Below are 23,767 nucleotides of genomic sequence, written 5' to 3' on the forward strand. Positions count from 1 at the left end.
ACCGAACGAGGAGTCCGATCCCCCACATGACCGTGTCCACGCCGGGCCCCGGCTTCCGCCCCCGCGCCGCCGTGGCGATGGCGCGGGACGCCGCCGAGGCCGTCCTCGACCCCGAGACGCTCGACGCGTTCCGCGCCCTGTGCGACCTGGCCCCGCTCCCCGCACTGGACGACCTCACCACGCCGCGGGCCCGGTCGCTGCTGGCCGACGCCGACCTGCTGATCACCGGCTGGGGCTGTCCGCCCCTGGACGCCGGGGTACTGCGGGCGGCGCCGCGGCTGCGGGCCGTCGTGCACACCGCGGGCAGCGTCCGCGGGCATGTCACCGACGCCTGCTGGGAGCGCGGCATCGAGGTGTCCTCCGCCGCCGCGGCCAACGCCGTGCCGGTGGCGGAGTACACCCTCGGCATGATCCTGCTCACCGGCAAGCGGGTGCTGGAGCGGGCCCGCGACTACCGGGCGGCCCGCCGGCGCGGGAACTGGCTGCGCACTCCGCGCACCGTCGGCAACCACCGCCGCACGGTCGGCATCCTGTCGGCGTCCCTCATCGGCCGCCGGGTCGTGGAACTGCTGCGCCCGCACGACGTCGAGGTCCTCCTGCACGATCCGTACCTCACCGACGCGGACACGGCCGCACTCGGCGTCCGGCGGGTGGGGCTCGACGAGCTGTTCGCCCGCTGCGACACCGTCAGCGTGCACACCCCGCTGCTGCCCGCCACCCGCGGCCTGGTCAGCCGCGCCCTGATCGACTCGATGCCGTCCGACGCGGTGCTCATCAACACCTCGCGCGGCGCGGTCGTCGACCAGGACGCGCTCACCGACGCCCTGCTGGCGGGCCGGATCCGGGCGGTCCTCGACGTCACCGACCCCGAAGTGCTGCCCGCGGACCACCCCTTGTGGGAGTGCGAGAACGCGCTGATCACCCCCCATCTCGCCGGCTCCGAGGGCAACGAGTGGCGCCGCCTGGCCGACCACGCGCTCGCCGAGACCGCCCGCTGGGCCTCCGGCGCCGGTTTCCTCCATCCCGTACGACGCGAAAGGCTGGCCTTCCTGGCATGAGCATCTCCTTCGACCTGCCCGCCGCGGACCGGGCGTCCAGCCCGTACACCGGCTACACCCGGGCTCACTGGGAGGCCGTGGCCGACGGGCTGCTGGCGGCGGCGTGGCGCTGGAGCACGCCCGGCGGCGCCCTGCTCGACCTGCCCGGACGTCCCTCCCGCTCGGGGGTGCGCTCCGACGGGCTGGAGGGCTTCGCGCGGACCTTCCTGGCCGCCGCCTTCCGGGTGGCGGGCGCGGACGGCGCCGATCCGCACGGCTGGCTGGAGAGGTACGCGCGCGGCCTCGCCGCCGGTACGCGCTCCCCCGGGCGGGAGGACACCGAGTCCTGGCCGCTGATCCTCGACCATGACGTGCAGGGCCAGCCCATGGTCGAGTCGGCGTCGGTCGCGCTGGGGCTGCGGCTGACCGCCCCCTGGCTGTGGCAGCACCTGGACGAGGGGGTGCGGGACCGGGCGGAGGAGTGGCTGCGGGGCGCGCTGCGGCACACGCCCGCCCCGAACAACTGGTACCTGTTCCCCTACACGGTCGCGGGGTTCCTGGAGTCGGTGGGCCGCGGGGACACGGAGACGGCGGCGGCCCGGGAGCGGGCGCGGGAGCTGCTGGAGGGCTGGTACCGGGGCGGGGGCTGGTACGCCGACGGGGACGGGCGCGCCTTCGACCACTACAACGGCTGGGCCCTGCACCTGTATCCGGTGCTCGACGCCCACCTGTCCGGTGACGCCGGGGGGGCCGCCCGCTACGGGCCCCGGCTCCGCGCCCACCTGGAGGGTTACGCGCTGATGTTCGGCGCGGACGGGGCGCCGCTGCACTTCGGCCGGTCGCTGACGTACCGGTTCGCCGCCTCGGCGGCCGTGAGCCTCGGCGCGCTGACCGGGCACACGCCGCTGACGCCGGGTGTCTCGCGCCGTCTGGCGAGCGGCAGTCTGCGCCACTTCCTGGACCGCGGGGCGCTGACCGCCGACGGACTGCTGAGCCTGGGCTGGCACGGACCGCACGAGGCCACCGCGCAGCCGTACTCCGGTCCGGCGTCGCCGTACTGGGCGTCGAAGGCGTTCGTGGCGCTGCTGGCTCCCGGTGACCATCCGCTGTGGACGGCCACCGAGGAGCCGGCGCCGGTGGAGGAGGCCGACCGGGTGTTGGCCCTGCCGGCGGCCGGGCTGCTGGTGCAGGCGACGCGCGGCGACGGCATCGTCCGGCTGCACAACCACGGCAGCGACCACGTCCGGCCGCACGAGGGCGAGTCGGCCGCCGGGGACGACCCGCACTACGGCCGCCAGGCGTACTCGACGCGGACCGGCCCGACCGCGCCCGGCAACGTCGCGGACAACCACCTCTCGGTAGAGGTGCGGGGGCGCTCGAGCGTGCGGCGCCGTATCCATCCCCTCGGGGCGGGGCACGGCGACGGCTGGGGCTGGGCGGCGTCCTGGCACCGGCCCGTCTTCACGGCCGGTCCCCCGATGGTGCCGGGGCTGCGGGTGGAGAGCGTGACGGTGGCGTACGGGCCCCACGAGCTGCGGGTGCACCGGGTGAGCGGGGCGCCCGCCGGGTCCCGTGTGACGCACACCGGCTGGGCGACCGGCCCGGACGAGCCGCTGGTCTCGGCGCTGCACGGCCTGCACGGCTGGGATCCCGGGGCCGGGACGCTCCGCGCGCCGCAGGGCACCGCCCGCACCCGCTGGGCCGAGGTGCCGCGCCTGTGCGGCGAGGCGGGCGGCACCTCCGTGCACGTCTGCCTGGCCGCCCTCGCCGCCGAGCCGGGCCCCGGGCCGCTGGCGGACGCGGTCACCGAGGTCGCGGCCGACGGCACGCAGGTGCTGGTCGTCTGGGCGGACGGCGGGGCGCGCACCCGGATCCGCTTCGACCCGGTGCGGGTGACGCACGGCAGGGACGCGGAGGGAGCGTAGAGGAGGCCCGGGGCGGCCGGGCGCGCACCCGCGTCCTCGTCGGGCCGGTCCGGTGGCGGGGAAGGCCGGTGAGCGGTGACCGGCGTGCACAGCCGGGGAAGCCGCCTTCGCGGCGCCCGAACGTCACGGCCGTGGGGGCCCGCTGTCCGCGCGCCCCGGAGGGGACGGCCGGGCTCCGTGGCTGAGAGCATGGCGGGGACCGTCGTCACGCAGGGGGGATTCTCACCATGGCCGTTCTCGTACTGTCCGGCGTCCTCGTACTCGTCGTCGCCGCGTGCGGCTGCGTCGTGTGGGCGGCGCGGGGCGGCCCGCGCTGGGTGCGGGCGGTGGCCGCCGCGACCTTGTGGGTCTGCGAACTGGTGAGCGTGGCGAACCGTCCGGGCCGCAGGCACGGCGGCCCCGGCCTGGGCGGCGGCGAATGAGGCGGCGGGAGGCGGACGCCCGGGCCCTGCCTCGCCGGGGCGGGGCCCCGGCGTTCAGTACAGGACGCGCAGAGCTCCCGGCAGGACCCGCGCGGTGACCGGCAGGACGGCCTCGACCTCGCCGTCGGCACCGTAGGGGACGTCCCGGTCGGCCTCCACCCGGACCTCGCTGCCCCGGACCACCCGGACCTGGGGCCGCCGGACGTGGCTGCCGGACCTCAGTTCGTTCATCAGGGCGAAGAACAGCAGGCGTGGCGCCTGTGTGATCATCACGACCTCCAGCAGGCCGTCGTCCACGCGGGCGTCCGGGGCGATGAGACGGCCCGACCCGTAGTAACCGGAGTTGGCGGCCACCACCGTGTACCCGCGGTGCTCGTGGACGCGGCCGTCGACGGTGACGCGGTAGCGCGCCGCCCGCCAGGTGGTGACCGCGCGCAACGCGCCCGCGTAGTAGGAGGCGGTGCCGCGCAGCAGTCGCGCGCCGTTGGCGTGGCGGTTGGCGAGCGCGTCGACGCCCGCGTACACGCTGCCCAGCACGACGGTGCGGTCGTGCACGGCCGACTCGACCTCGATGGTGTCGACGGGGCGCGGCTCGTGGCCGAGGAGCACCCCGGCGAGGGCGGCGGGGTCGGCGGGCAGCCCGAGGGCGCGGGCGAAGTCGTTGCCGCGGCCGGCCGGGACGAGGCCGAGCGGGGTGCCGGTTCCGCTGAGGGCGCCGCCGATCCGGCCGGCGATGCCGTCGCCGCCGACGGCGAGCACCACGCGCCCCCGCTCCCCGGCCCGTCGGGCGAGTTCACCGGCGTGGGCCAGGCTGCGGCTGTACTCGGTCTCCAGTCCCGCTCCCGCCTCCCGCAGCAGCCGCGCCACCCTCAGCAGTGCCGCGGCGCCGGCGGAGCCGCCGGCGGTGGGATTGACGACGGCGGTGAACTGTCGCATCGGTGTGCCTCCGGGCTGACGGGAAGGTACCGGCGGGGGTCCGACGGGCGGGCAGGGCGGGAGCGGGCCGGGGACGGGCCGGGGGCGGGTCACTCCGCGGGGAGCAGGACGCCCGGGCTGAGGACTCCGGCCGGGTCCAGGCGCCGTTTGACGGCGCGCAGGGCCGCCACGCCGAGGGAGCCGGCCTCCTGGACGTACCAGTCCCGGTGGTCGGTGCCGACGCCGTGGTGGTGGCTGATGGTGCCGCCCGCGGCGAGGATCGCCTCGCTCGCGGCCCGCTTGGCCCGCGACCAGTGCGCCACGGGGTCCCCGCCCTGGGCCGAGACGACGGTGAAGTACAGCGAGGCGCCGTTCTCGTAGACGTGGGAGATGTGGCACAGGACCAGCGGCGGGGTGCCGGCGGCGGTCAGCTCGGCGGTGAGCGCCTCGCGGACGGCGGCGTACAGCCGGGGGACGCCGGACCAGTACACCGCCGTCTCCAGGGTCTCGGCGAACGCCCCGGCGTCGAGCAGGGAGTCGCGCAGGTACGGGGCACGGTAGCGGCCGTCGGCCCAGCGCCGCCCCGGCTCCTGGCCCGCGTAGGTCCCGCCGCTCTCGCGCAGGACGGCGGCGGCGCCCTCCCGGCGCGCGGCGGTGTCCTCCTCGGTGCCCTCGAAGCCGGCGATCGCCAGGCATCCGGCGGGCCGCCCGGCACCCTCGGGGCCGAGGGCGGCGGGGTCGGCGAGGCCGATCAGCGTCTCGGTCTCGTCCGACAGTCTGAGGACCGTCGGACGCGGCCCGTCCTGGGCCAGCCGGCGCAGCGCGGCGGCTCCCTCCTCGAAGGAGGCGAAGCGCCAGCCCTCGTACCGGCGGACGCGCGGCACCGGGCGCACGCGGACCGTCACGGACGTGATGACGCCGAAGGCGCCCTCCGAACCGAGGACGAGCTGGCGCAGGTCGGGGCCGGCCGCCGAGCGCGGGGCGCGGCCGGTGTCGAGGGTGCCTTCGGGGGTGGCGAGGGTGAGGCCCAGCACCATGTCGTCGAAGCGGCCGTAGCCCGCGGACGCCTGGCCGCTGGAGCGGGTGGCGGCGAAGCCGCCGAGGGTGGCCCACTCGTACGACTGCGGGAAGTGGCCGAGGGTGAAGCCGTGCCCGGCCAGGAGCCGCTCCGCCTCGGAAGCGCGCAGGCCGGGCTGGAAGGTGGCCGTGCGGGAGACCGGGTCGAGGGCGAGCAGGGCGGTCATACGGCGCAGGTCCAGGGCGACGAAGGGGCCGCGCCGTGCGGGGGCGAGCCCGCCGACGACGGAGGTGCCGCCGCCGAACGGCACGACCGGCACCCGGTGCGCGGCGCAGGCCCGCAGCACGGCGAGGACCTCGTCGTGCCGGCCGGGCAGGACCACGGCCGCCGGGGTGTCGGTGACGTCGCCGGAGCGCATCCGCAGCAGATCGGGCGTGGACTTGCCGCGGGTGTGCCGGATCCGGGTCTCCGCGTCCGTCCGCAGCCACTCGGCACGGCCGCCGACGGCGGACAGCAGGGCCCGGCGGGCGTCCTCGCCGAGAGCCGGTCCGGAAACCGCGATCTCCTCCAGGCGGGCGGTCCGCGTGTCACGCGGCTCGACGCCGAGCCAGTCGCGCAGCAGCCCGGTCACAACGCCGGGCAGCGGTGCCGCCCCGGCCGGGTCGCCCCAGCCGTCCCACCGCATGTCCGTGCCCGTCCTGTCCGTCGTGCCTGCCATGCCTGTCGTCCTCACCGGTCGTGATCGGGAGATGCCGTCCGCGCGGCCCCACGGGCGTTACACTGTGACACATGACGCCTATTCGTCACAATGGTTCGGAGGGTCCCGGCCGGCCGGAGCGTCCCGGTCCGCCGGGGCGGTCCGCCCCCTCGGACGGCGACGCGGTGCTCGACGCGGTGCGCGACTGCGTCCTGGCCGTCGGGGTCCGCCGGACGACCATGACCGACGTGGCCCGCCGCGCGGGGGTCTCCCGGATGACGCTCTACCGGCGCTGGCCCGATGTGCGGTCCCTGGTCGGCGACCTGATGACGCGGGAGTGGATCGCCGTGGCCACCGGGGCGATGCCCCGGCCGCGCCCGGGCACGGACACACGGACCCGTCTCGTAGAGGGCCTCGTGGCCGGGGTCGGGGCCTTCCGCGCCCACCCGCTCTTCCACAAGATCGTCGACGTCGACCCGGAACTGCTGCTGCCCTACGTGCTGGACCGGCGCGGGGCGAGCCAGGAGGCCCTGCTGGGGCTGCTGGCCGACGCGCTGCGGGAGGGCCACGCCGACGGCTCGGTGCGCGAGAGCCACCCCGAGCGGCAGGCCCGGTCCGTGCTGCTGGTCGTGCAGTCCTTCGCCCTGTCCCTGCGGACCATGACCGACGCGGACGACCCCGGGCTGAGCGGGGCGGCCTTCCTCGCGGAGCTGCGGACCATCCTGGAAAGGACCCTCACGCCATGAGCCCCGCCGCTCCCCCGGCCCCCCGCTCCTCCCGGGCCTCCCTGTCCGCCGCGCGGCGCGCGCGGGAACTGGCCGCCGCCGTCGGCGGCCCCGTCGTGGACGTCCTGGTCGTCGGCCTCGGCGCGACGGGGGCCGGGGCCGCCCTGGACGCCGCGGCCCGGGGCCTGGACGTCGTCGCCGTCGACGCGCACGACCTGGCCTTCGGCACTTCCCGCTGGAGCTCCAAGCTGGTCCACGGCGGGCTGCGCTACCTCGCCTCCGCCCAGCTCGGCGTCGCCCACGAGAGCGCGGTGGAACGCGGCGTGCTGATGGAACGCACCGCGCCGCACCTGGTGCGCGCCCAGCCCTTCGTCCTGCCCCTCACCCCCTTGGTCTCCCGGGGCCGGGCAGCGCTGGCCTGGGCCGGGTTCCGGGCCGGGGACGCCCTGCGCCTGGCCGCCCGCACGGCCCGCGCCACCCTGCCCGCGCCCCGCCGGCTGTCCGCCGTGGAGACCCGCTGTCTGGCCCCGGCGCTGCGGCCCGCCGGGACGCGCGGCGGCCTGCTGTCGTGGGACGGCCGGCTCACCGACGACGCCCGTCTGGTGACCGCGCTCGCCCGGACCGCCGCCGCGCACGGCGCCCGGGTCCTGACCCGGGTCCGGGCGCTGGAACTGACCGGATCCGGCGCCCGTATCCGCGACGAACTCACCGGGGAGGAGGGCGAGATCCGCGCCCGCGCGGTGATCAACGCCTCCGGTGTGTGGGCCGGCGAGCTCGTGGACGGCATCCGGATCCGCCCCTCCCGCGGCACCCACCTCGTCCTGCGCTCGGACCGTCTGGGCCCGCTGCCCGCGGGCCTGCACATCCCGGTCCCCGGGGAGACCAGCCGCTTCGTCCTCGTCCTGCCCCAGGGCGACGGACGGGTCTACGTGGGGCTCACCGACGAACCCGTGGAGGGGGACGTCCCGGACGTCCCCGAGGCGCCCGAGACGGACATCGGCTTCCTGCTGGACGTCCTGGACTCCGTGCTGGACGTCCCCGTCCGCCGGGAGGACGTCGTGGGGGCGTTCGCGGGGCTGCGGCCCCTGCTGGACACCTCGTCCGCGCGGCGGGCCGGCGGCGGGCCCCGCACCGCGGACATCTCCCGCCGGCACGCCGTCCTCACCTCGCCGGACGGTGTGATCACCGTGGTCGGCGGCAAGCTCACCACGTACCGCCGCATGGCCGAGGACGCCGTGGACGCCGCCGTCACGGCCCGCCGCCTCGGCGCGGGCCCCTCCCCCACCGCGCGGCTCCCGCTCGTCGGCGCCGCGCCGCCGGGCGTCCTCGGCGGGCTGCGGGCGCCGCGCCGCCTGATCCGGCGCTACGGCACCGAGGCGCCGGAGGTCCACGCGCTCGCCGCGCGGGACCCGAGGCTCGGCGAGCCGCTCCTGCCGGGCCACCCCGTCACCGGTGCCGAGCTGCTGTGGGCGGTCCGTCACGAAGGGGCCCTCGACGAGTCCGACCTGCTGGACCGGCGCACCCGTGTCGGACTGGTCCCCGCCGACCGGGACGCCGTCCTGGCCGCCGTCCGCACGCTGCTGGGCGAGCCACCGGCCTGGCAGCGGGGCTGACGCGGACACCGGGGCGGGCCACGGACCGTGGCGGGGCGGGCGCGGGCAGGGCAGCCGGGCCCGGCGGACGCGGAGAGCGGGGGACGCGGGGCCGGGTGGCGGCCCGGGGATCCGGACGGGCCGGCAACGGACACCGGAGCGGGCCCGCGCGCCCGCGACCGGCGGGCGAGCCCGGCAGGGCGCCGCGAGACCGGCCGGTTCCCCCCTCCGCCGCCGGGGTGCCTCGTGCCGGGTCCGCGTGATGTGAAGGCGCGGACGTCGTCGCGAGGCGCGTCGTGGCACCAGGACGCGCCGACCGGGCGAGGCCCGGCGCGGGCCGTGTCCGGCCAGTCCCGGCTATTGGCCCGGTTCCGCGCCCTGGGCGGCCTCCCGGACCTGTCCCTCCACCGTGTCCCGCGCCTGGCCGCGCTCCTTGGCGTAACCGGTCACCGCGGCCTGTGCGTCACGGTCCAGGTCGCGCCAGGCCCGTACGGCGGTCTCGTAGGTGTGGGACTGCCGCCGGGTCCACAGGTTCTGCGTGGGCGGCCCGTAGGAGTGGCGCAGTTCCTCGACCCGCTGGTGTGCCTGGTCGGCCGCGCGCCTCTTCGCCACGAGCTCCTCGAATGTGCTAGCCACACGAGAAGACCCTAGTCAGGGGAGCGTGATTCCGCGCGCCGAGAGCCTCTGCGCCGGCCACGGCGGTCAGCGGGGGCGGCCTTCGGCGCCGGGCGCCTCCCACGGCCGGGGCCCCGCGCCCGCGCGCCAGGCCCGCAGGGCCTCCCCGTCCACGCACACGATGCCGCACTGCCGCGCGTAGTCGATCGCGGGCGCGGTGAAGGCACTGGTGGTGACGACGACCGCGACATCCGCCCCGTGCACGGCGAAGCAGGTGCCGCCGAAACGCTGGAGGTCCTGGGAGCCGACGGTGGTGCCGTCCCCGTAGCGCTTGCACTGGATCACGACGCGCCGTCCGTCCGGGGCCACGGCCAGGACGTCGGCGCCGAGGTCACCGGCTCCGCCGACCACCTCGGCCTCGCGGCACCCGTCGCGCACGCACAGCGCGGCCACCGCGTGCTCGAACTCGTCCGGATCGAGGGCGGCGTAGTCGGCGTCCGAGGCCGGCCCGGTCACGGCGGCGCCCCCGTCGACGGCGGCCGTGGGCCCGGCGGCCGCGGTGTACTCGACGGCACCGGGCCGGCCGGCGGGCGCCGCGGCCACGGGCCGCCCGCCCCCGGTCTCACCCACGACCTGTTCCGCCCCCGGCGGCCCGGGGCGGGCGGGGCCCTCCCAGGCGTCGACCGCCGTGCGCGCGGCCTCGTCCAGCGCGGCTCCGGCCCGGCGCGCGGCGCGGGCGACGGAGAGGCGGTGGCGGCGGTGCCACAGGAACAGCGCACCGGCGCCGCCGGCCAGGCCCAGGACCAGCGCCCAGGCGGGACGCCGGTCGACGAGGTCGGCCGCCGTGCGGACGGCGAACCCCACGATGATCAGGAGGATGGCGAGGAGACCGAAGAACACGGCCGTCCTGCGCAGGTCGAACGGCTGCCGGCGTCGGCCGGATCGTATACGGCGGGCAGGGACGGCCACGGTGACGGTGCCTCCTCGGGTCGCTGGAAGATCACTCCCGCCGTCTGCCCCGAGACCGAAGTCTTGATCGCCCCTCCGCACCACCGCGGCGCCCTGCCATCATGGTCACCGACCACGGTCGAAGACGGACTCGGAAGTGAGGAAGTGTGGCGGACACCGAGGGAACGGCGATGCCCGATCGGCTGCTGATCACCCGTACCACCACGGACGACGGCGTCTGTCTCGTGACCGTCGCGGGAGAAGTCGATCTCGACGGCAGCGTCCGGTTCCGCGAGGTACTGCTGTCGTGTCTGCGGACGGGGCGGGGCGCGGTCGTCGACCTGGCGCGGGTCGGGTTCATGGACTCCAGCGGCATCAACGCGCTGATCACCGCGCACCAGGCCGCCGAGGCCGGTGGCGTCTGGCTCCGTCTGGCCGCGCCGCAGCAGGCCGTGCGACGCGTCCTGGAGCTCGTCGGGGTGGACTCCCTCATCCCCAGCTACCCGTCGGTGGAGGCGGCGCTGGCCGCCTGACCCGCCGTCAGCCGCCGCCCTGTCCCGCTCGCGGGGCGGCGGCTCAGGTCAGAGGCAGACGCGCGTACACGGTCTTGCCCGTGGCGTCGGGCTTGGTGATGACCTGGTCGCACAGCCGTGTCACGATCTCCAGGCCGTGCCGGCCGACCCGTTGGGGGTCGCGCGGCAGAAACGTCGGGAACCCGTCGCCGGTGTCCGACACCGCGATCTCGACGCTGCCGTCCACCACGGTCATCCGCAGCCGGCACGGGCCGGGCGCGTGCCGCAGGGCGTTCGTCACCAGTTCGCTGGCCACCAGCCGCGCCGCGTCCAGGAGGGTGTCGCCCGTCCGCACCCCCGCCTCGCCGAGCCGGGTGACGAAGTCCTGGACGACGTCCCGGGCGGCGGGAATCGCCTCCGTCCCGCCGTCGAAGTCCACGACTGTGGACAGCGCGGAGCGGTCAACGGCGTCAGACCTGTGCGCCGGAGTCATGTGGAGCCTCACCGTCCGGTCCTGGGCCCCTTCTGGGAAGCAAGGACCCTGGTCCCTCACGATACGCATCGAACCCGTACTCCCCCTTGTTTTGCGCGAAGTTCCGCTGGTCCCGCAGCGTTTCGGACATGATGGACCGGGCGTCGGCGCCGGGCCGGCTCCCGGGTGTCCGGATCGCGGCGTCCGATGCCTGGACATCGTTTCGACGGGTAAGCGCAACTGACACGACTTCACTCATCGAGGTGGGCCGCCCGGGTCGGCGGCCGGAGAAAAAAAGGGGGGCGTGATGAAACGCCTGGTTCGACGCAGGGGCCGTGCCGCACGGGAGTCCGCCGCGCGCCGCGCGCTTCACGTCCGGGCGCAGCTGGGAGTGGCGGCCGACATCGCGATCCAGGCGCGGCGCCGTGCTCTCGCGGCGCGCCGGGACACCCACGCGGAGAGCGCGGATCAGCGGCCGCCGCGCGGCCGGGTCACCGTGGACGACGTACTGGCCCGCGCCCACCAGCACTTCGGCCTGACCTCGATTCCCCGCGAGGAGGCCGCCGCCGTGCTCCGCGCACGCTACGAGCTGCGCGGCTGCCACCGTGACCTCGACACCGACGCCCCCGCCCTCGCGCCCGGGGCGCCCCGGCCCGCGGTCCCCGGCATCTGACCTCCACATGCCCCGGCCGGTGGTTTCCGGGCACCCGCCCCGGAAGCCCGGCCCCGGCGTGACCCCGCCTCCCGGCCGCCCGGTGAAGGACCGGGGCCGGACCGGGTCGCCCCCGGTGTCCGGGTGCGTCCCCGGATGGCGTGGCGCATCCTTGCTGTGTCGCCGCGTGACGGGGCACGGACGAGGTGGGCCGATGACGCCAGGCACCGAGGACGCACACCACGAGCCCGGGCGGCCGGTGGCACCGCTGATCGACACCTCCACGGAGGCGATCGGCGCGGCCGGCGGCCTCGCGGGCGGGATGGCCTGGCGTGCGCCGCGCGCGGGGCGCACCCGGGTCCTGGACACTCCCGGCGGGACCCTCCTCGGGGCCGGCCCGCAGGCCGGCTATCCGGTGACCGGCCTGGAGACGGAGCCCGGCGCCCTCCTGGCGCTGTACACGGACGGGCTCGTGGAGCGGCCCGGCACCGGCATCGGCGCCCCGCGGGCCGCCTTGGCACGGTACGGCGATCCCGCCTCGCCCGCGCCGGACCACTCCCTGGCGGCCGTGGCCGGCCGGCTCACCGCGCGGGCCCGGCACGCCGCGGACCGTCCCCACGACATCGCCCTGCTGCTCGCCGTCCGCCGCCCCGGGGGCCCGGGGCGGCGGACGGCCGTGGCCTGCCCGGCGCGGGGCCGCCGCGCCGGCACGCGGGCGCCCGTACGGACCCGTCGTCCCCCGGCCCGCGGCGCCGTCCGGGCGGGGGCCCGTCACGGGAGTCACGCCGCCACGGCCGCGCCCGTGCCGTACCGGCCGGCGCGGGCGGCTCCCCGCGCCCGGGGGAACGTCTCTCGCCTCCCGGAGCCCGGCAGTGTAGACATGGGCACATGGTCCGGCTGATGGGTCGATCGGGAACCCGGACCCGTCGTCCCGGCGGTCCGCTCGCCCGGCGGCAGGCGGACGCCGAGCGGTCGCGGCGGGGACGGGGCGCGGGAGTGCGAGCGGCACTGGCCGGGCGCACCGTCGCCGGACAGGTGTTCGTGCTGCATGTCGTCATCGTGCTGCTGCTGGTGGTGGCCGCCGTGGTCGCGCTGGTGCTCCAGGTCCGCAACGACAGTGCGGTGGAGGCCCGCAACCGGTCGGTCGCGGTGGCCGCGGCGTTCGCCGACGGACCCGGCGTCCGGGAGGCGCTGCGCGGCCCCGACCCCACGGCGGTGCTGCAACCGCGCGCGGAGGCGGCCCGCAGGGCGGCGGGGGTCGACTTCATCACCGTCATGGACACCGACGGCATCCGCTACACGCATCCCGAACCGGACCGCATCGGCAGGCGGTTCGTCGGCACGATCGCCCCCGCGCTGGCCGGGCGGACCGTGACCGAGGAGATCGAGGGGACCATCGGGCCGCTGGTGCAGGCCGTGGTGCCCGTCAAGGCGCCGGACGGCACGGTCGAGGCTCTGGTGGCGGCCGGTATCACCAAGGACCACGTGGGCGGTACCGCCGACCGGCAGCTGCCGCTGCTGCTGACCGCCGCGGGCGTGGCGCTGGTCCTGGCGACGGCCGGCACGGCGCTGGTCAGCGGGCGGCTGCTGCGGCAGACGCACGGCCTCGGCCCGCACGAGATGACCCGGATGTACGAGCACCACGACGCCGTCCTGCACGCCGTCCGCGAGGGCGTGCTGATCGTCGGCGGGCAGGGCACGCTGCTGCTCGCCAACGACGAGGCGCACCGCCTGCTCTCCCTGCCCGCCGACGCGGAGGGGCGGCACGTGCGCGACCTGGGGCTGCCGTCCGACACGGCGGACCTGCTGGCCTCCGGGCGGATCGCCACGGACGAGGTGCACCTGGTCGGGGACCGGCTGCTGGCGGTCAGCCAGCGGTCCACGGACAGCGCGGGCGGGCCGCCCGGCACCGTCGCCACCCTGCGCGACACCACGGAGCTGCGCGCCCTGTCCGGCCGGGCGGAGTCCGCCCGAGAACGCCTGGACCTGCTGTATGACGCCAGTGTGGGCGTGGGCACCAGCCTGGACGTCACCCGTACCGCCGAGGAACTGGCGGAACTGGCCGTCCCGAGGTTCGCGGACTTCGCCACCGTGGACCTGTTCGACGCCGTCCTCGCGGGGGGCCGCCCGGAGGAGGTCACCCCGCTGCGCCGTACCGCCCTCAGCGGCGTGCGCGAGGACGTTCCGCTCTATCCGGTGGGGCGGCAGATCCGCTTCGTGGCGTCCTCCCCGCAGGGCCACAGCCTGCGCACCGGCCGGCCGGTGCTCGAACCGGACCTCGCCCGGGCGTCCGGCTGGCACGCCCAGGACCTGGAGCACACCGCGCAGGTGGTGCGGTACGGCGTCCACTCGCTGATCACCGTGCCGCTGCGGGCGGGCACCCTCGTCCTCGGCGTGGTCAGCTTCTGGCGCACCGAGCGGCAGGAGCCGTTCGACGCGGACGAGCTGGCGCTCGCCGAGGAGCTCGTCGCCCGGGCCGCCGTCTCGATCGACAACGCGCGCCGCTACACCCGCGAGCACAGCATGGCGGTGACCCTCCAGCGCAGTCTGCTGCCGCGCAGCCTGCCCGACCAGAACGCGCTGGACATCGCCTACCGGTACCTGCCGGCGCAGGCGGGCGTGGGCGGCGACTGGTTCGACGTCCTGCCGCTGTCCGGGGCCCGGGTGGCGCTGGTGGTCGGCGACGTCGTCGGGCACGGGCTGCACGCCGCGGCCACCATGGGGCGCCTGCGGACGGCGGTGCACAACTTCTCCGCGCTGGACCTGCCGCCGGACGAACTGCTCACCCTGCTGGACGAACTGGTCGGCCGTATCGACCAGGACGAGGCGGCGGACGACGACAGCGCCCCGGTCACCGGCGCGACCTGCCTGTACGCGGTCTACGATCCGGTCTCCCGCACCTGTGTGACCGCCCGGGCCGGTCATCCGCCGCCGGTGCTGGTCCGGCCCGACGGCACGGTCACCTTCCCGGACGTGCCCGCCGGTCCCCCGCTCGGGCTCGGCGGCCTCCCCTTCGAGACCGCCCGGCTGGAGCTGGCGGAGGGCAGCCGGCTGGTCCTGTACACCGATGGTCTCGTGGAGGACCGGGAGCACGACATCGACGAGGGGCTGGAGCGGCTGCGCGGCGCCCTGGCGAGCTCCGGCCCGACGCCGGAGGAGACCTGCCGGGCCGTCCTGGACGCCCGGCTCCCGGCCCGTGGCGGCGACGACATCGCCCTGCTCGTGGCCCGCACCCGGGCCCTCGGCCCGGACCGGGTCGCCGAGTGGGACGTGCCGGCGGATCCGGCGGCCGTCGGCGAGGTGCGCGCCCGGGTCACCCGGCGGCTCGCGCAGTGGGGCCTGGACGAGCTGTCGTTCACGACGGAACTGCTGCTGAGCGAGCTGGTCACCAACGCGATCCGGTACGGCGGGGAGCCCATCCGCGTCCGTGTGCTGCGCGACCGCGCGCTGATCTGCGAGGTGGCCGACGGCAGCAACACCTCGCCCCACCTGCGGTACGCGGCCATGACGGACGAGGGCGGACGCGGGCTGTTCCTGGTCGCCCAGCTCGCCGAGCGCTGGGGCACCCGGTACACACCGGGGGGCAAGGTCATCTGGGCGGAGCAGCCGATTCCGTGACGGGCGCGGGTCCCGTGGGCCCTGGCGCGGACGGCCGGAGGCCGCCCGGTCCCCGCTGGAAGCACCCGGTCCGCCCGGCTCGGGGCGCCGGGCACGGCGAAGGCCGCGGAACCGGGCGGGTGCCCGGGTCCGCGGCCCTGCGGTGCCGGCGTCGTCGGCCGCCACCGTTCCCTCATGATCCTCAGTGCCGGAACGTGTCCTTCGCCTTCTCCTTCGCCTGGCGCGCGTCGCCCTTCGACTGCTCGGTGCGGCCCTTCGCCGTGAGCCTTTCGTCGCCCACCGCGCGGCCGGCCGCCTCCTTGGCCTTCCCCCGGGCCTGCTCCATCTTCGCCTTGGCCTTCTGGTTGCCGCTCACAGCTGCTCACCTCAGCGGATCGTCTCGGTACCAGGGACGGCCGGGTTGCCCGCCGCCACGAGCGCAAACGTCCTTTGGACGGTGGCTGAGATCCCGGATGCCGGGTAGTCGACGGGCAGGAGAGTACCGTCGTCGATGCGGAGGTATGTCATGGCCGGAGTGCTGGAGCGGATCAAGCGGTTCACGCGCAGCCCGCAGGGGCGCCGGACGACCGAGCAGCTGCGCCGCGCCGCCGCGGACCCGCGTCGCCGCGCCCAGGCGCAGCAGATGCTGAGGAAGTTCGGCAAGCGCCGCTGAGGCATACGCGGGCGGCACCGGGCGCCGGCGCCCCGCTCGCCGGCGCCCGGCCGGCCCCCGGCCGTGTCAGCCGGGCGCGTCCCCCTGATGCGCGCGGTTCGCGCGGTCGTGGCCCGGCGACGGTCGCGGCAGGTGGTCCGGGCCGTCGCCGGCGCGGTCCCGCCGCCGGTCGGCGACCGCGACGGCCAGGGCGCACAGCATGGCGGCGGCACCGGAGCCGACGGCGACGGCCACGGCTCGGTGGTAGTCGTCGTGAGTGGTGTGCAGGGCGAGATGGAACAGGCCGGGCAGCGCGGCGGTGCCGACGGCGGCGCCCAGCCGCTGGCCGGTCTGCAGGGCGCCTCCGGCGGCGCCCGCCATGCGCACCGGGACGTTGCGCAGCGTCATGGTGATGTTCGGGGAGATGACGCAGCCGCTGCCCAGGCCACCGGCGAACAGCAGCGGCGCCGTGATCCACACGGCCCGGTCCGCGGGGGCGAGCCACAGCGCCAGCGCCGTCGCGCCCAGCCCCGCCATGGCGGCGACGAGCCCCCAGACGGTCAGCAGCCGTCCCAGCCGCCCGACCAGCCGGCCCGCGGCGGCCGCCGCGATGGCGGAGCCGACGGCGAAGGGCGTCACCGCCAGCCCGGACTCCAGGGGTGAGTAGCCGAGCCCGTTCTGGAAGAACAGGGCGAACACCAGCCACACACCGCTGAAGCCCACGAAGTACAGGGTGGCGAGGCCGGCTCCCGCGGCGTAGCCGCGCGTGGCGGTGAGCAGTCGCGGTTCCAGCAGCGGGGCCCCGCCCCGTGCGGCGAGCCGGCGCTCCCATCCCACGAACGCCGCGAGGATCAGGGCACCGGCCGGGAAGAGCCACCACAGGCGGCCCAGGCCGCCGGCCTCGGCCAGCACCAGCGGCAGCATCAGAGCGAGGATCCCGGCGCCCAGCAGGACGACTCCCCCGGGGTCCAGCCGCCCCCTGCGGCGGGGGCCGGCGCGGGGCAGCAGGCGGGTGCCGAGCAGCAGCGCGAGCGCCCCGACCGGCACGTTGACGTAGAAGATCCACCGCCAGCCCTGCGGTCCGTCGGCCAGCGCCAGGATCAGGCCCCCGGCGACCGGGCCCACGGCGCTGGAGACACCGACGGTGGCTCCGAACAGGCCGAAGGCGCGTGCCCGTTCCGCGCCGTGGAACATCTGCTGGATCAGGGCCGAGTTCTGCGGGGCGAGGCTGCCGGCGGCGACCCCCTGGGCCAGCCGCGCCACGATCAGCAGCGTGACGGTGGGTGCCGCGCCCGCCGCGGCGCTGCACAGCACGAAGGCCGCGAGCGCGGCGAGGAAGAGGCGGCGCCGGCCGAACGCGTCGCCGAGGCGCCCGGCCGTCACCAGCGTCAGGGCGAACGCCAGGGTGTAGCCCGAGACCACCCACTGCACGGACGCCGCCGAGGCGTGCAGGTCCCGTTGCAGGGAGGGCAGGGCGACCGCGACGATGGTGACGTCGAGCAGGGTCATGAATCCGGCGACCAGCGTGACCCACAGGGCCCGCCACCGGTTGGGATCCGGCCGCTCGCCCTCATCGGCCCGCTCGCCGCCGTCGCCGCGGCCCCGTGGTCCGCCCCTCTTCGTCTCCCCGCTCACGTCGGGCTCCTCCGCGCTGTCGGACCGTCCCCACGCCTGCGTCTCCCCTCACAGGCACCTCAAACCCTCCCTGAGGCATCCCATAAGTCAGCCTTATGAGCTCATAGACGGGACCCGCGTACCGACTTAGGGTTGCCTTAACTTAGGCTTCCCGACGAGACGCCTGTCATCGCTCGAAGGGAACCTGATCATGCCCCGCCCTCTGCGGGTAGCCATCGTCGGATCCGGCCCGGCCGGGATCTACGCCGCCGACGCACTGCTCAAGTCCGAGGTGGCCGCCGAGCCCGGCGTGTCCATCGACATCTTCGAGCGGATGCCGGCCCCGTTCGGTCTGATCCGTTACGGGGTCGCCCCCGACCACCCCCGCATCAAGGGCATCATCACCGCCCTCCACCAGGTCCTGGACAAGCCGCAGATCCGTCTCTTCGGCAACGTCGACTACCCCGGCGACATCAGCCTGGACGACCTGCGCGCGTTCTACGACGCGGTGATCTTCGCCACCGGCGCGATGGCCGACCGCGCCCTGCCGATCCCCGGCATCGACCTCGACGGCTCCTACGGCGCCGCCGACTTCGTCTCCTGGTACGACGGCCACCCGGACGTACCGCGCACCTGGCCGCTCGAGGCCGAGAAGGTGGCCGTGCTCGGCGTCGGCAACGTCGCCCTGGACGTCGCCCGCGTCCTGGCCAAGACGGCGGACGAGCTGCTGCCGACGGAGATCCCGCCGAACGTCTACGACGGTCTGAAGGCCAACCGGGCCAAGGAGATCCACGTCTTCGGCCGCCGGGGCCCGGCGCAGGCGAAGTTCAGCCCGATGGAGCTGAGGGAGCTGGACCACTCCCCGAACATCGAGGTCATCGTCGACCCCGAGGACATCGACTACGACGACGGCTCGATCGCGACCCGGCGCGGCAACAAGCAGGCCGACATGGTCGCCAAGACGCTGGAGAACTGGGCCATCCGCGATGTCGGCGACCGTCCGCACAAGCTGTTCCTGCACTTCTTCGAGTCGCCCACGGAGATCCTCGGCGAGGACGGCAAGGTCGTCGGCCTGCGTACCGAGCGGACCGCCCTGGACGGCACCGGCAACGTCAAGGGCACGGGGAAGTTCACGGACTGGGACGTCACCGCGGTGTACCGCGCGGTCGGATACCTGTCGGACAAGCTGCCCAAGCTGCCGTGGGACCTGGAGTCCGGCACGGTCCCGGACGAGGGCGGGCGCGTCATCCAGGAGTCGGGCGAGCACCTGCGGTCCACGTACGTCACCGGCTGGATCCGGCGCGGCCCGGTGGGTCTGATCGGCCACACCAAGGGCGACGCCAACGAGACGGTGGCCAACCTGCTGGCCGACTTCGCAGGCGGGCGGCTCCACACGCCCGCCTCCCCCGGCCCCGAGGCCGTGGACGCCTTCCTCGCCGAGCGGAACATCCGCTTCACCACCTGGGAGGGCTGGTACCGCCTCGACGCGGCGGAGAAGGCGCTGGGCGAGCCGCAGGGCCGCGAGCGCGTGAAGATCGTCGAGCGCGAGGACATGCTCAGGGAGAGCGGCGCCTGAGCTCCTGAGCGCGTGACCCGCGGCGGGGGCGCCCGGTGGCCGAGGCGCCTGCCGGTGCCACCGCCGCCGGTCGGCACGCCGGAGGACAAGCAGCCCGGCGAGACGGGGGCGTGGTGGCGGATGCCGGCCGCGCGCCCCCGTGGGCCGCGCCCCCGCCGGACCCAAGGTACGGCCCGCACCTCCGCCCCTCAGCGCCGCACCGGCGGCACCGCGGCCCTCCGCCCCCTTCCCTCAGCGCCACCCGGCGGCACCGCGGCCCGGGCCTCCACGGCCTGGGCGGCGTCGAGGACGAGGTCCTCCTCGAAACGGCCGCCGATCAGCCGGCGCTCAGCGGGAGGCCCCGGTCGACCGTGACACTTCCGTACCGCTGCGGTCTTCCGCACCGACGCGCCCGCCCACCACTGGCTCGCCCGGACGGTGTTCGTGGGCCCGGCCCGCGCGGAGGGCGAGCCCGAACGGGACGGACACATCGTCATCCGCTGTTCCACGGTCGACTGAGCCACCGCGCGGGCGCGGGCACGCGGGTCTCCCCCGCCGGGCTCGCGCGCACGCCCTCCGGACGCGCCGGTACGAGCCGGTGCGCGCCGGTTCAGGACCCCCGCCGGCCTGACAGCCGGCCTGGCGGCAACCGGCGCCGCCCGCCGGAGCGGCCCCCGGTCGGCGGCCCGGACGGCCGAATGGCCGAATGGCCGGAGCAGGACCGGTGGACGCGGGGCGTCCGTAAACGAACGAAATGACGATACTCCCGACGTTTCCTGTCGGGGAAGCCGCCCCGCACCGTGTCCCGGATGTCCGCGGCGGGCCGGGCGGCTCCGCCCGGGACCGGGGCCGGGGTCCGATACCACCGGGGAACGGCCGCACGGCCCACAGCCCCGCGTTTGACCGGCGTGGACACGGCGGGGCGGGCTACTCGGCCCCCATGGCCCGACTTCATCTGCCCCACCACGGGAAGCACAGCCCCAGACAGGACGACGCGCCCACGGCCCCCGGCGGCCGGGAGCCGCATGCGGAGCGGGCACGGGACGAACCCCAGGACTACGGGCCGGGGACCGCCACGCAGCAGCGGGCCGCCGACTCCCCCGCGGAGCTGCCCAAGCGCTCCTGGCTGGCGCTGCTGCGACGCGTCCTGTCCGAGTTCAAGGACGACGAGCTCACCGATCGCGCCGCCGCCCTGACCTACTACGGGGTGCTGTCGCTCTTTCCCGCCCTGCTGGTCCTGGTCTCGCTGCTCGGCGTCGCCGGGCAGTCCGCCACCCAGCAGGTCATGGACAACCTCCAGCAGCTCGCACCCGGCCCGGCCCGCGACATCATCTCCAACGCGGTGCGGCAGTTGCAGAGCCGGGCCGGCCTGGGCTCGGTGCTGGCGGTGGTCGGCCTGGTGGGCGCCGTCTGGTCCGCTTCCGGCTATGTGGCCGCCTTCATCCGCTCCGCGAACGCCGTCTACGACGTCCCCGAGGGCCGGCCCGCCTGGAAGGTGCTGCCGCTGCGCGTGGCCCTGACCGTGGTGCTGCTGGTGCTCGCCGTCGCGAGCGCGCTCATCGTCGTGTTCACCGGCGGCCTGGCCCGGCAGGCGGGCACCGCCCTGGGCGTCGGCGACACCGCGCTGACGGTGTGGTCGATCGCCAAGTGGCCGGTTCTGGTCCTGCTGGTCGTGCTCATGATCGCGATTCTGTACTGGGCCACGCCGAACGCCCGGGTGCGCGGCTTCAAGTGGATCACCCCGGGCAGTGTCCTCGCCCTGGTGATCTGGCTGATCGCGTCCGCCGGTTTCGCGTTCTACGTGGCGAATTTCGGCTCGTACAACAAGACGTACGGGACACTCGCCGGCGTCATCATCTTCCTGGTCTGGCTGTGGGTGACCAACCTCGCCATCCTCTTCGGCCTGGAGTTCGACGCGGAGCTGGCCCGGCAGCGGGTCGTCGACGCCGGCCATCCGGTCGAAAGCGAGCCGTACGTCGAGCCCCGCGACACCCGCGCCTGGGACGACCAGGACCGGCGGCGCGCGGAGCGGGACCCGTGAGCTCACATGGCCCCGCCGCCCGTGGGTACGCGGAGGCCATGAGCGACGGCAAGACCCCAGAACCGCGGGACAAGGCGTACACGGAGCAGACGGAGGAGGAGCGCGCACGCGCCCGCCCCTTCAGCTACCGCTACCCGGAGCGGCGCGCCAACGTGCGCGCCACCCGGCACATCAGCCGCGAACAGGCCGACGCGGACAGCGTCCCCGGGGTGCCGGGCGGCTACGGCACCACCGGCGGCGGCCAGCCCGGCGGCCGCAGCACCCCCCGGCCGGGCAAGGAGGCGCCCGACGAGTCCGGCGTGACCGACATCGTCGGCGGCCGTGAGACCCGGCCCGCCCGGGAAGGCGAGAAGAAACCCACCCGCGAGGGCGAGGGCGAGGAGAAGTAGAGGGGAACGCCTGGGGGACGCCCGGGCGTTCCCCCTTTTCCCGCCCTTCCGGGCGCTTCCTCCTCGCTCCGGCGCGCGTACGACTCGATGCAGGGGTGTGTACGGCGCGTCAGGGCAGGATGGAGTCGATGTATCCGCCGTCGACGCGCACGGCCGCGCCGGTCGTCGCGGACGCCTGCGGCGAGCTGAGGTACACCACCAGATGGGCGATCTCCTCCGGCTCGATGAGCCGCTGGAGCAGCGACTGCGGCCGGTGCTCCCGCATGAAGACGCGCTGCGCCTCCTCCCAGGGCAGGTCGCGGTCGACCAGCTGGTACACGAAGTCCTCCACGCCCTCGGTGTGGGTGGGCCCGGCGATGACGGAGTTCACCGTGACACCGCTGCCGGCCGCCTCCTTGGCGAAGCCTCGGGCGACCGCGAGCAGCGCCGTCTTGGACACGCCGTAGTGGATCATCTCGGCCGGGATGACGACGGCCGAGTCGCTCGCGATGTACAGCACCCGCCCCCAGCCCCGCTCCCTCATCCGGGGCAGATACGCGCGCGTCAGCCTGACGCCCGCCAGGACGTTGATCTCGAAGTAGCGCCGCCACTCCTCGTCGCTGATCTCCAGCGCGGGGGCGGCCCCGAAGATGCCGAGGTTGTTCACGAGGATGTCCGCCTCGGGCAGGGCCGCCAGGGCCTGCTCCGCGCCCTCCTCGGTGCCCAGATCGGCGGCGACCGGCACGAAATCGCCCCCCGGCACCTCGGCCCGCAGCTTCTCGGCGCTGCGCTCGAGACGGCCGGCGTCGCGCCCGTTGACACCCACCCGGGCACCGGCACGGGCCAGCCCGGCGGCGATCGCCGCCCCGATGCCCTGGGAGGACCCCGTCACCAGCGCGGTCCGTCCGTCCAGATCCAGCTTCATCAGGTCGCTCCTTGTCGTGACGCTCGCGCGGCGTTCGCCGCGGCGCCTGGCGTGGCGTTGTCGTGGCGTACGCCCGCGGGCGTACCGTCGGTCCGTCGCCGGCGCCCCCGGTTGATCTCCGATGAGCCGCGGCGACGATACTGGCTCTACCCGTTTCCCCCGCTCACAGATGGACTCATGCCGACCTCTCCCTCCGTCCGCCCCACGACTCCGCCCACGGTGTGGCTGGCTCGCGGCCGCCACCTGGGATCCGCCGCGGAAGACTCCGTCCTGCGTACGCTGCGGCGGCTGAAGGACAGCCAGGACATCGACGACTTCCTGGAGCTGCCGGAAGCCGAGGACGCGCCCGAGCGCGTCGTCGAGGCCCGCTGGCGGGCCCCCGGGCAGGTGACCGTCCGGGCCCGCCTCGCGCTGGCCCGCGCCTCGGCCGGGGGGCAGGAGTGGACCCTGGCCGCGGAGGCGGAGCAGCCCTGGGATCCCGCGTGGCCGTCGCCCGCCACGGTGTTCTGGCCCGACGACCCGGACGTCACCTGGGACCGCGACATCGCCACCGGCCTGCGCTTTCGCGGGGTCAATCCGCTGCCGGACGACGACAAGGACATACGGCGGGTGCTGCGCAACGCCGCGCGCAGCCCCTGGAACATCCACTTCGTCGTCCATGAGGCGATGACCCCCGACCACCGGGGGCGCGAGGCGCTGGCGCGATGGCTGCCGCCGGGCCTGCGGCACCGCGTGATCGAGCACCGCGCCACGCCGCAGCAGTTCCGGGTGGTCAACTGGGCGCTGGAGGACTTCGGCGTGCAGGTGCCGCGGGGCGGTGCCGTGGTGCTGCCCGGCACGCCGGCCCCGCCCGACTACGACGCCGCGGACTTCTCCGTGCGCAGCGTCTTCCTGGACGGTTCCGAGCCCGCCGGGCTGGTCGCGGCGCTGACGGCGTTCGCGGCCCTCCCCCGGCCGCTGCCGGACGGCGGTGACGTCGCCCTCACCGGGCTGCGCGAGGAGTGGCACCTGCTGACCCTGGAGGAGGAACTCGCCCGCGAGCGCAGGCTGGTGGCCATGTACGCCGAGGCGCTGGAGGCGATGACGAAGTCCCGCGACCTGTACCGGGAGGCGGCCGAGCGCGCGCACGAGGCGCTGGCCGCCTACCGGGAGTCCGCCGGGGCGCCGCCGCCCCGGCAGCCGTCCGAGGCGCCCTCCCTGTCCCCGCTGCGGCAGCTGACCCGGACCCTGGAGCGGCTCAAGGGATCGGCGAGGACGCCGCGCCCCTTCCCGCCGGGCGGCGCGTCCGCGTCCGCGTCCCGGGCGGACGACGAGGACCGTCCGGCGCCGTCACCGGGCACGGACGGGGACGGCGGCCGGCTCACGCTGCCCGCCGGGACGGACGACGGCGGAATCCGGTCCGCGACGGCCCCGAAGCCGGACGACGGCGGCGACCGGCCCATGCCTTCCCCGGCCCCGGTCGCGGACGACGGCCCTGACCGGCCC

The 23,767-nt window shown here is 75.9% G+C and carries 20 protein-coding genes and 3 pseudogenes; 15 read left to right on the forward strand and 8 right to left on the reverse strand.

Annotated elements, in window-relative coordinates; genetic code table 11:
• The first annotated feature begins 26 nt into the window (after window positions 1-26).
• From AB0L74_RS17725 to AB0L74_RS17735, 3 genes are all read left to right on the forward strand, one after another.
• Window positions 27-1,058 carry a hydroxyacid dehydrogenase gene (locus tag AB0L74_RS17725; protein WP_365652339.1) on the forward strand — a complete coding sequence of 344 codons (1,032 nt, stop codon included), beginning with the start codon at window positions 27-29 and terminating at the stop codon, window positions 1,056-1,058.
• Window positions 1,055-2,962, forward strand: coding sequence for a DUF2264 domain-containing protein (locus AB0L74_RS17730; protein ID WP_365652341.1), 1,908 nt, complete (start codon window positions 1,055-1,057; stop codon window positions 2,960-2,962). The genes AB0L74_RS17725 and AB0L74_RS17730 overlap by 4 nt, the downstream gene beginning before the upstream one ends.
• Before the next feature lie 227 nt (window positions 2,963-3,189).
• Window positions 3,190-3,384 carry a hypothetical protein gene (locus AB0L74_RS17735; RefSeq protein WP_365652344.1) on the forward strand — a complete coding sequence of 65 codons (195 nt, stop codon included), beginning with the start codon at window positions 3,190-3,192 and terminating at the stop codon, window positions 3,382-3,384.
• A gap of 54 nt (window positions 3,385-3,438) precedes the next feature.
• Here the strand turns inward: AB0L74_RS17735 and AB0L74_RS17740 are convergent, their stop codons facing one another.
• Window positions 3,439-4,320 carry a YegS/Rv2252/BmrU family lipid kinase gene (locus AB0L74_RS17740; RefSeq protein ID WP_365652347.1) on the reverse strand — a complete coding sequence of 294 codons (882 nt, stop codon included), beginning with the start codon at window positions 4,318-4,320 and terminating at the stop codon, window positions 3,439-3,441.
• An 89-nt stretch (window positions 4,321-4,409) separates the two neighbouring features.
• Window positions 4,410-6,002, reverse strand: coding sequence for an FAD-binding oxidoreductase (locus AB0L74_RS17745; RefSeq protein ID WP_365652713.1), 1,593 nt, complete (start codon window positions 6,000-6,002; stop codon window positions 4,410-4,412).
• A gap of 104 nt (window positions 6,003-6,106) precedes the next feature.
• Here AB0L74_RS17745 and AB0L74_RS17750 point away from each other — a divergent pair, with 104 nt between their 5' ends.
• Both AB0L74_RS17750 and AB0L74_RS17755 read left to right on the forward strand, forming a co-directional pair.
• Entirely contained in the window at window positions 6,107-6,760 is a 654-nt protein-coding gene (locus AB0L74_RS17750; RefSeq protein ID WP_365652350.1) for a TetR/AcrR family transcriptional regulator, read from the forward strand.
• On the forward strand, window positions 6,757-8,352 hold the full coding sequence (locus AB0L74_RS17755; protein ID WP_365652352.1) for a glycerol-3-phosphate dehydrogenase/oxidase: 1,596 nt from the start codon (window positions 6,757-6,759) through the stop codon (window positions 8,350-8,352). The genes AB0L74_RS17750 and AB0L74_RS17755 overlap by 4 nt, the downstream gene beginning before the upstream one ends.
• A 336-nt stretch (window positions 8,353-8,688) precedes the next feature.
• On the opposite strand, the gene AB0L74_RS17760 is transcribed toward AB0L74_RS17755, so the two are convergent.
• Together AB0L74_RS17760 and AB0L74_RS17765 are read right to left on the reverse strand one after the other, a co-directional pair.
• Complete coding sequence (locus AB0L74_RS17760) at window positions 8,689-8,967, reverse strand: hypothetical protein (protein ID WP_365652355.1); 279 nt, start codon at window positions 8,965-8,967, stop codon at window positions 8,689-8,691.
• A 66-nt stretch (window positions 8,968-9,033) separates the two neighbouring features.
• Window positions 9,034-9,915 carry a restriction endonuclease gene (locus AB0L74_RS17765; protein WP_365652358.1) on the reverse strand — a complete coding sequence of 294 codons (882 nt, stop codon included), beginning with the start codon at window positions 9,913-9,915 and terminating at the stop codon, window positions 9,034-9,036.
• Between the two features lie 170 nt (window positions 9,916-10,085).
• Here AB0L74_RS17765 and AB0L74_RS17770 point away from each other — a divergent pair, with 170 nt between their 5' ends.
• Window positions 10,086-10,427 carry an STAS domain-containing protein gene (locus AB0L74_RS17770; RefSeq protein ID WP_365652363.1) on the forward strand — a complete coding sequence of 114 codons (342 nt, stop codon included), beginning with the start codon at window positions 10,086-10,088 and terminating at the stop codon, window positions 10,425-10,427.
• Window positions 10,428-10,470: 43 nt separating this feature from the next.
• Here AB0L74_RS17770 and AB0L74_RS17775 read toward each other — a convergent pair whose 3' ends face one another.
• A complete protein-coding gene (locus AB0L74_RS17775) occupies window positions 10,471-10,899 on the reverse strand; it encodes an ATP-binding protein (RefSeq protein WP_365652365.1) in 429 nt (142 codons plus the stop codon).
• A gap of 286 nt (window positions 10,900-11,185) precedes the next feature.
• On the opposite strand from AB0L74_RS17775, the gene AB0L74_RS17780 reads away from it, so the two are divergent.
• From AB0L74_RS17780 to AB0L74_RS17790, 3 genes and pseudogenes are all read left to right on the forward strand, one after another.
• Window positions 11,186-11,551, forward strand: a complete 366-nt coding sequence (locus AB0L74_RS17780; RefSeq protein WP_365652368.1) for a hypothetical protein — start codon at window positions 11,186-11,188, stop codon at window positions 11,549-11,551.
• 325 nt (window positions 11,552-11,876) lie between these two features.
• A pseudogene (locus AB0L74_RS17785) lies at window positions 11,877-12,179 on the forward strand (SpoIIE family protein phosphatase); the annotation flags it as partial.
• 239 nt (window positions 12,180-12,418) lie between these two features.
• Window positions 12,419-15,148, forward strand: coding sequence for a SpoIIE family protein phosphatase (locus tag AB0L74_RS17790; protein ID WP_365652371.1), 2,730 nt, complete (start codon window positions 12,419-12,421; stop codon window positions 15,146-15,148).
• Between the two features lie 181 nt (window positions 15,149-15,329).
• On the opposite strand, the gene AB0L74_RS17795 is transcribed toward AB0L74_RS17790, so the two are convergent.
• Window positions 15,330-15,503, reverse strand: coding sequence for a CsbD family protein (locus AB0L74_RS17795; RefSeq protein ID WP_365652376.1), 174 nt, complete (start codon window positions 15,501-15,503; stop codon window positions 15,330-15,332).
• A gap of 150 nt (window positions 15,504-15,653) precedes the next feature.
• Between AB0L74_RS17795 and AB0L74_RS17800 the strand changes: the two genes are divergently transcribed.
• Entirely contained in the window at window positions 15,654-15,800 is a 147-nt protein-coding gene (locus tag AB0L74_RS17800; protein ID WP_365652379.1) for a hypothetical protein, read from the forward strand.
• A gap of 66 nt (window positions 15,801-15,866) precedes the next feature.
• On the opposite strand, the gene AB0L74_RS17805 is transcribed toward AB0L74_RS17800, so the two are convergent.
• Entirely contained in the window at window positions 15,867-17,315 is a 1,449-nt protein-coding gene (locus tag AB0L74_RS17805) for an MFS transporter (RefSeq protein WP_365652716.1), read from the reverse strand.
• Window positions 17,316-17,604: 289 nt separating this feature from the next.
• Here AB0L74_RS17805 and AB0L74_RS17810 point away from each other — a divergent pair, with 289 nt between their 5' ends.
• From AB0L74_RS17810 to AB0L74_RS17825, 4 genes and pseudogenes are all read left to right on the forward strand, one after another.
• A complete protein-coding gene (locus tag AB0L74_RS17810; protein ID WP_365652382.1) occupies window positions 17,605-18,969 on the forward strand; it encodes an FAD-dependent oxidoreductase in 1,365 nt (454 codons plus the stop codon).
• A gap of 369 nt (window positions 18,970-19,338) precedes the next feature.
• Window positions 19,339-19,467 (forward strand): annotated as a pseudogene (locus tag AB0L74_RS17815) (hypothetical protein); the annotation flags it as partial.
• A gap of 421 nt (window positions 19,468-19,888) precedes the next feature.
• Entirely contained in the window at window positions 19,889-20,989 is a 1,101-nt protein-coding gene (locus tag AB0L74_RS17820) for a YihY/virulence factor BrkB family protein (protein ID WP_365652386.1), read from the forward strand.
• Between the two features lie 38 nt (window positions 20,990-21,027).
• Entirely contained in the window at window positions 21,028-21,378 is a 351-nt protein-coding gene (locus tag AB0L74_RS17825) for a hypothetical protein (RefSeq protein WP_365652389.1), read from the forward strand.
• A gap of 109 nt (window positions 21,379-21,487) precedes the next feature.
• Here the strand turns inward: AB0L74_RS17825 and AB0L74_RS17830 are convergent, their stop codons facing one another.
• Window positions 21,488-22,282: an SDR family oxidoreductase gene (locus tag AB0L74_RS17830; protein WP_365652393.1), complete on the reverse strand. Its 795-nt coding sequence runs from the start codon at window positions 22,280-22,282 to the stop codon at window positions 21,488-21,490.
• 177 nt (window positions 22,283-22,459) lie between these two features.
• Here AB0L74_RS17830 and AB0L74_RS17835 point away from each other — a divergent pair.
• Window positions 22,460-23,545: pseudogene (locus AB0L74_RS17835) on the forward strand (hypothetical protein); the annotation flags it as partial.
• Between the last annotated feature and the right edge of the window lie 222 nt (window positions 23,546-23,767).

Source organism: Streptomyces sp. NPDC052020 (assembly GCF_040680575.1).
Lineage (GTDB): Bacteria > Actinomycetota > Actinomycetes > Streptomycetales > Streptomycetaceae > Streptomyces.

Bases quoted from the DNA above. Each gene is read 5' to 3' on its own strand.
- AB0L74_RS17725 (WP_365652339.1), top strand. From the start codon at position 27: ATGACCGTGTCCACGCCGGGCCCCGGCTTCCGCCCCCGCGCCGCCGTG.
- AB0L74_RS17730 (WP_365652341.1), top strand. From the start codon at position 1,055: ATGAGCATCTCCTTCGACCTGCCCGCCGCGGACCGGGCGTCCAGCCCG.
- AB0L74_RS17735 (WP_365652344.1), top strand. From the start codon at position 3,190: ATGGCCGTTCTCGTACTGTCCGGCGTCCTCGTACTCGTCGTCGCCGCG.
- AB0L74_RS17740 (WP_365652347.1), bottom strand. From the start codon at position 4,320: ATGCGACAGTTCACCGCCGTCGTCAATCCCACCGCCGGCGGCTCCGCC.
- AB0L74_RS17745 (WP_365652713.1), bottom strand. From the start codon at position 6,002: ATGCGGTGGGACGGCTGGGGCGACCCGGCCGGGGCGGCACCGCTGCCC.
- AB0L74_RS17750 (WP_365652350.1), top strand. From the start codon at position 6,107: ATGACGCCTATTCGTCACAATGGTTCGGAGGGTCCCGGCCGGCCGGAG.
- AB0L74_RS17755 (WP_365652352.1), top strand. From the start codon at position 6,757: ATGAGCCCCGCCGCTCCCCCGGCCCCCCGCTCCTCCCGGGCCTCCCTG.
- AB0L74_RS17770 (WP_365652363.1), top strand. From the start codon at position 10,086: ATGCCCGATCGGCTGCTGATCACCCGTACCACCACGGACGACGGCGTC.
- AB0L74_RS17775 (WP_365652365.1), bottom strand. From the start codon at position 10,899: ATGACTCCGGCGCACAGGTCTGACGCCGTTGACCGCTCCGCGCTGTCC.
- AB0L74_RS17780 (WP_365652368.1), top strand. From the start codon at position 11,186: ATGAAACGCCTGGTTCGACGCAGGGGCCGTGCCGCACGGGAGTCCGCC.
- AB0L74_RS17790 (WP_365652371.1), top strand. From the start codon at position 12,419: ATGGTCCGGCTGATGGGTCGATCGGGAACCCGGACCCGTCGTCCCGGC.
- AB0L74_RS17800 (WP_365652379.1), top strand. From the start codon at position 15,654: ATGGCCGGAGTGCTGGAGCGGATCAAGCGGTTCACGCGCAGCCCGCAG.
- AB0L74_RS17810 (WP_365652382.1), top strand. From the start codon at position 17,605: ATGCCCCGCCCTCTGCGGGTAGCCATCGTCGGATCCGGCCCGGCCGGG.
- AB0L74_RS17820 (WP_365652386.1), top strand. From the start codon at position 19,889: ATGGCCCGACTTCATCTGCCCCACCACGGGAAGCACAGCCCCAGACAG.
- AB0L74_RS17825 (WP_365652389.1), top strand. From the start codon at position 21,028: ATGAGCGACGGCAAGACCCCAGAACCGCGGGACAAGGCGTACACGGAG.
- AB0L74_RS17830 (WP_365652393.1), bottom strand. From the start codon at position 22,282: ATGAAGCTGGATCTGGACGGACGGACCGCGCTGGTGACGGGGTCCTCC.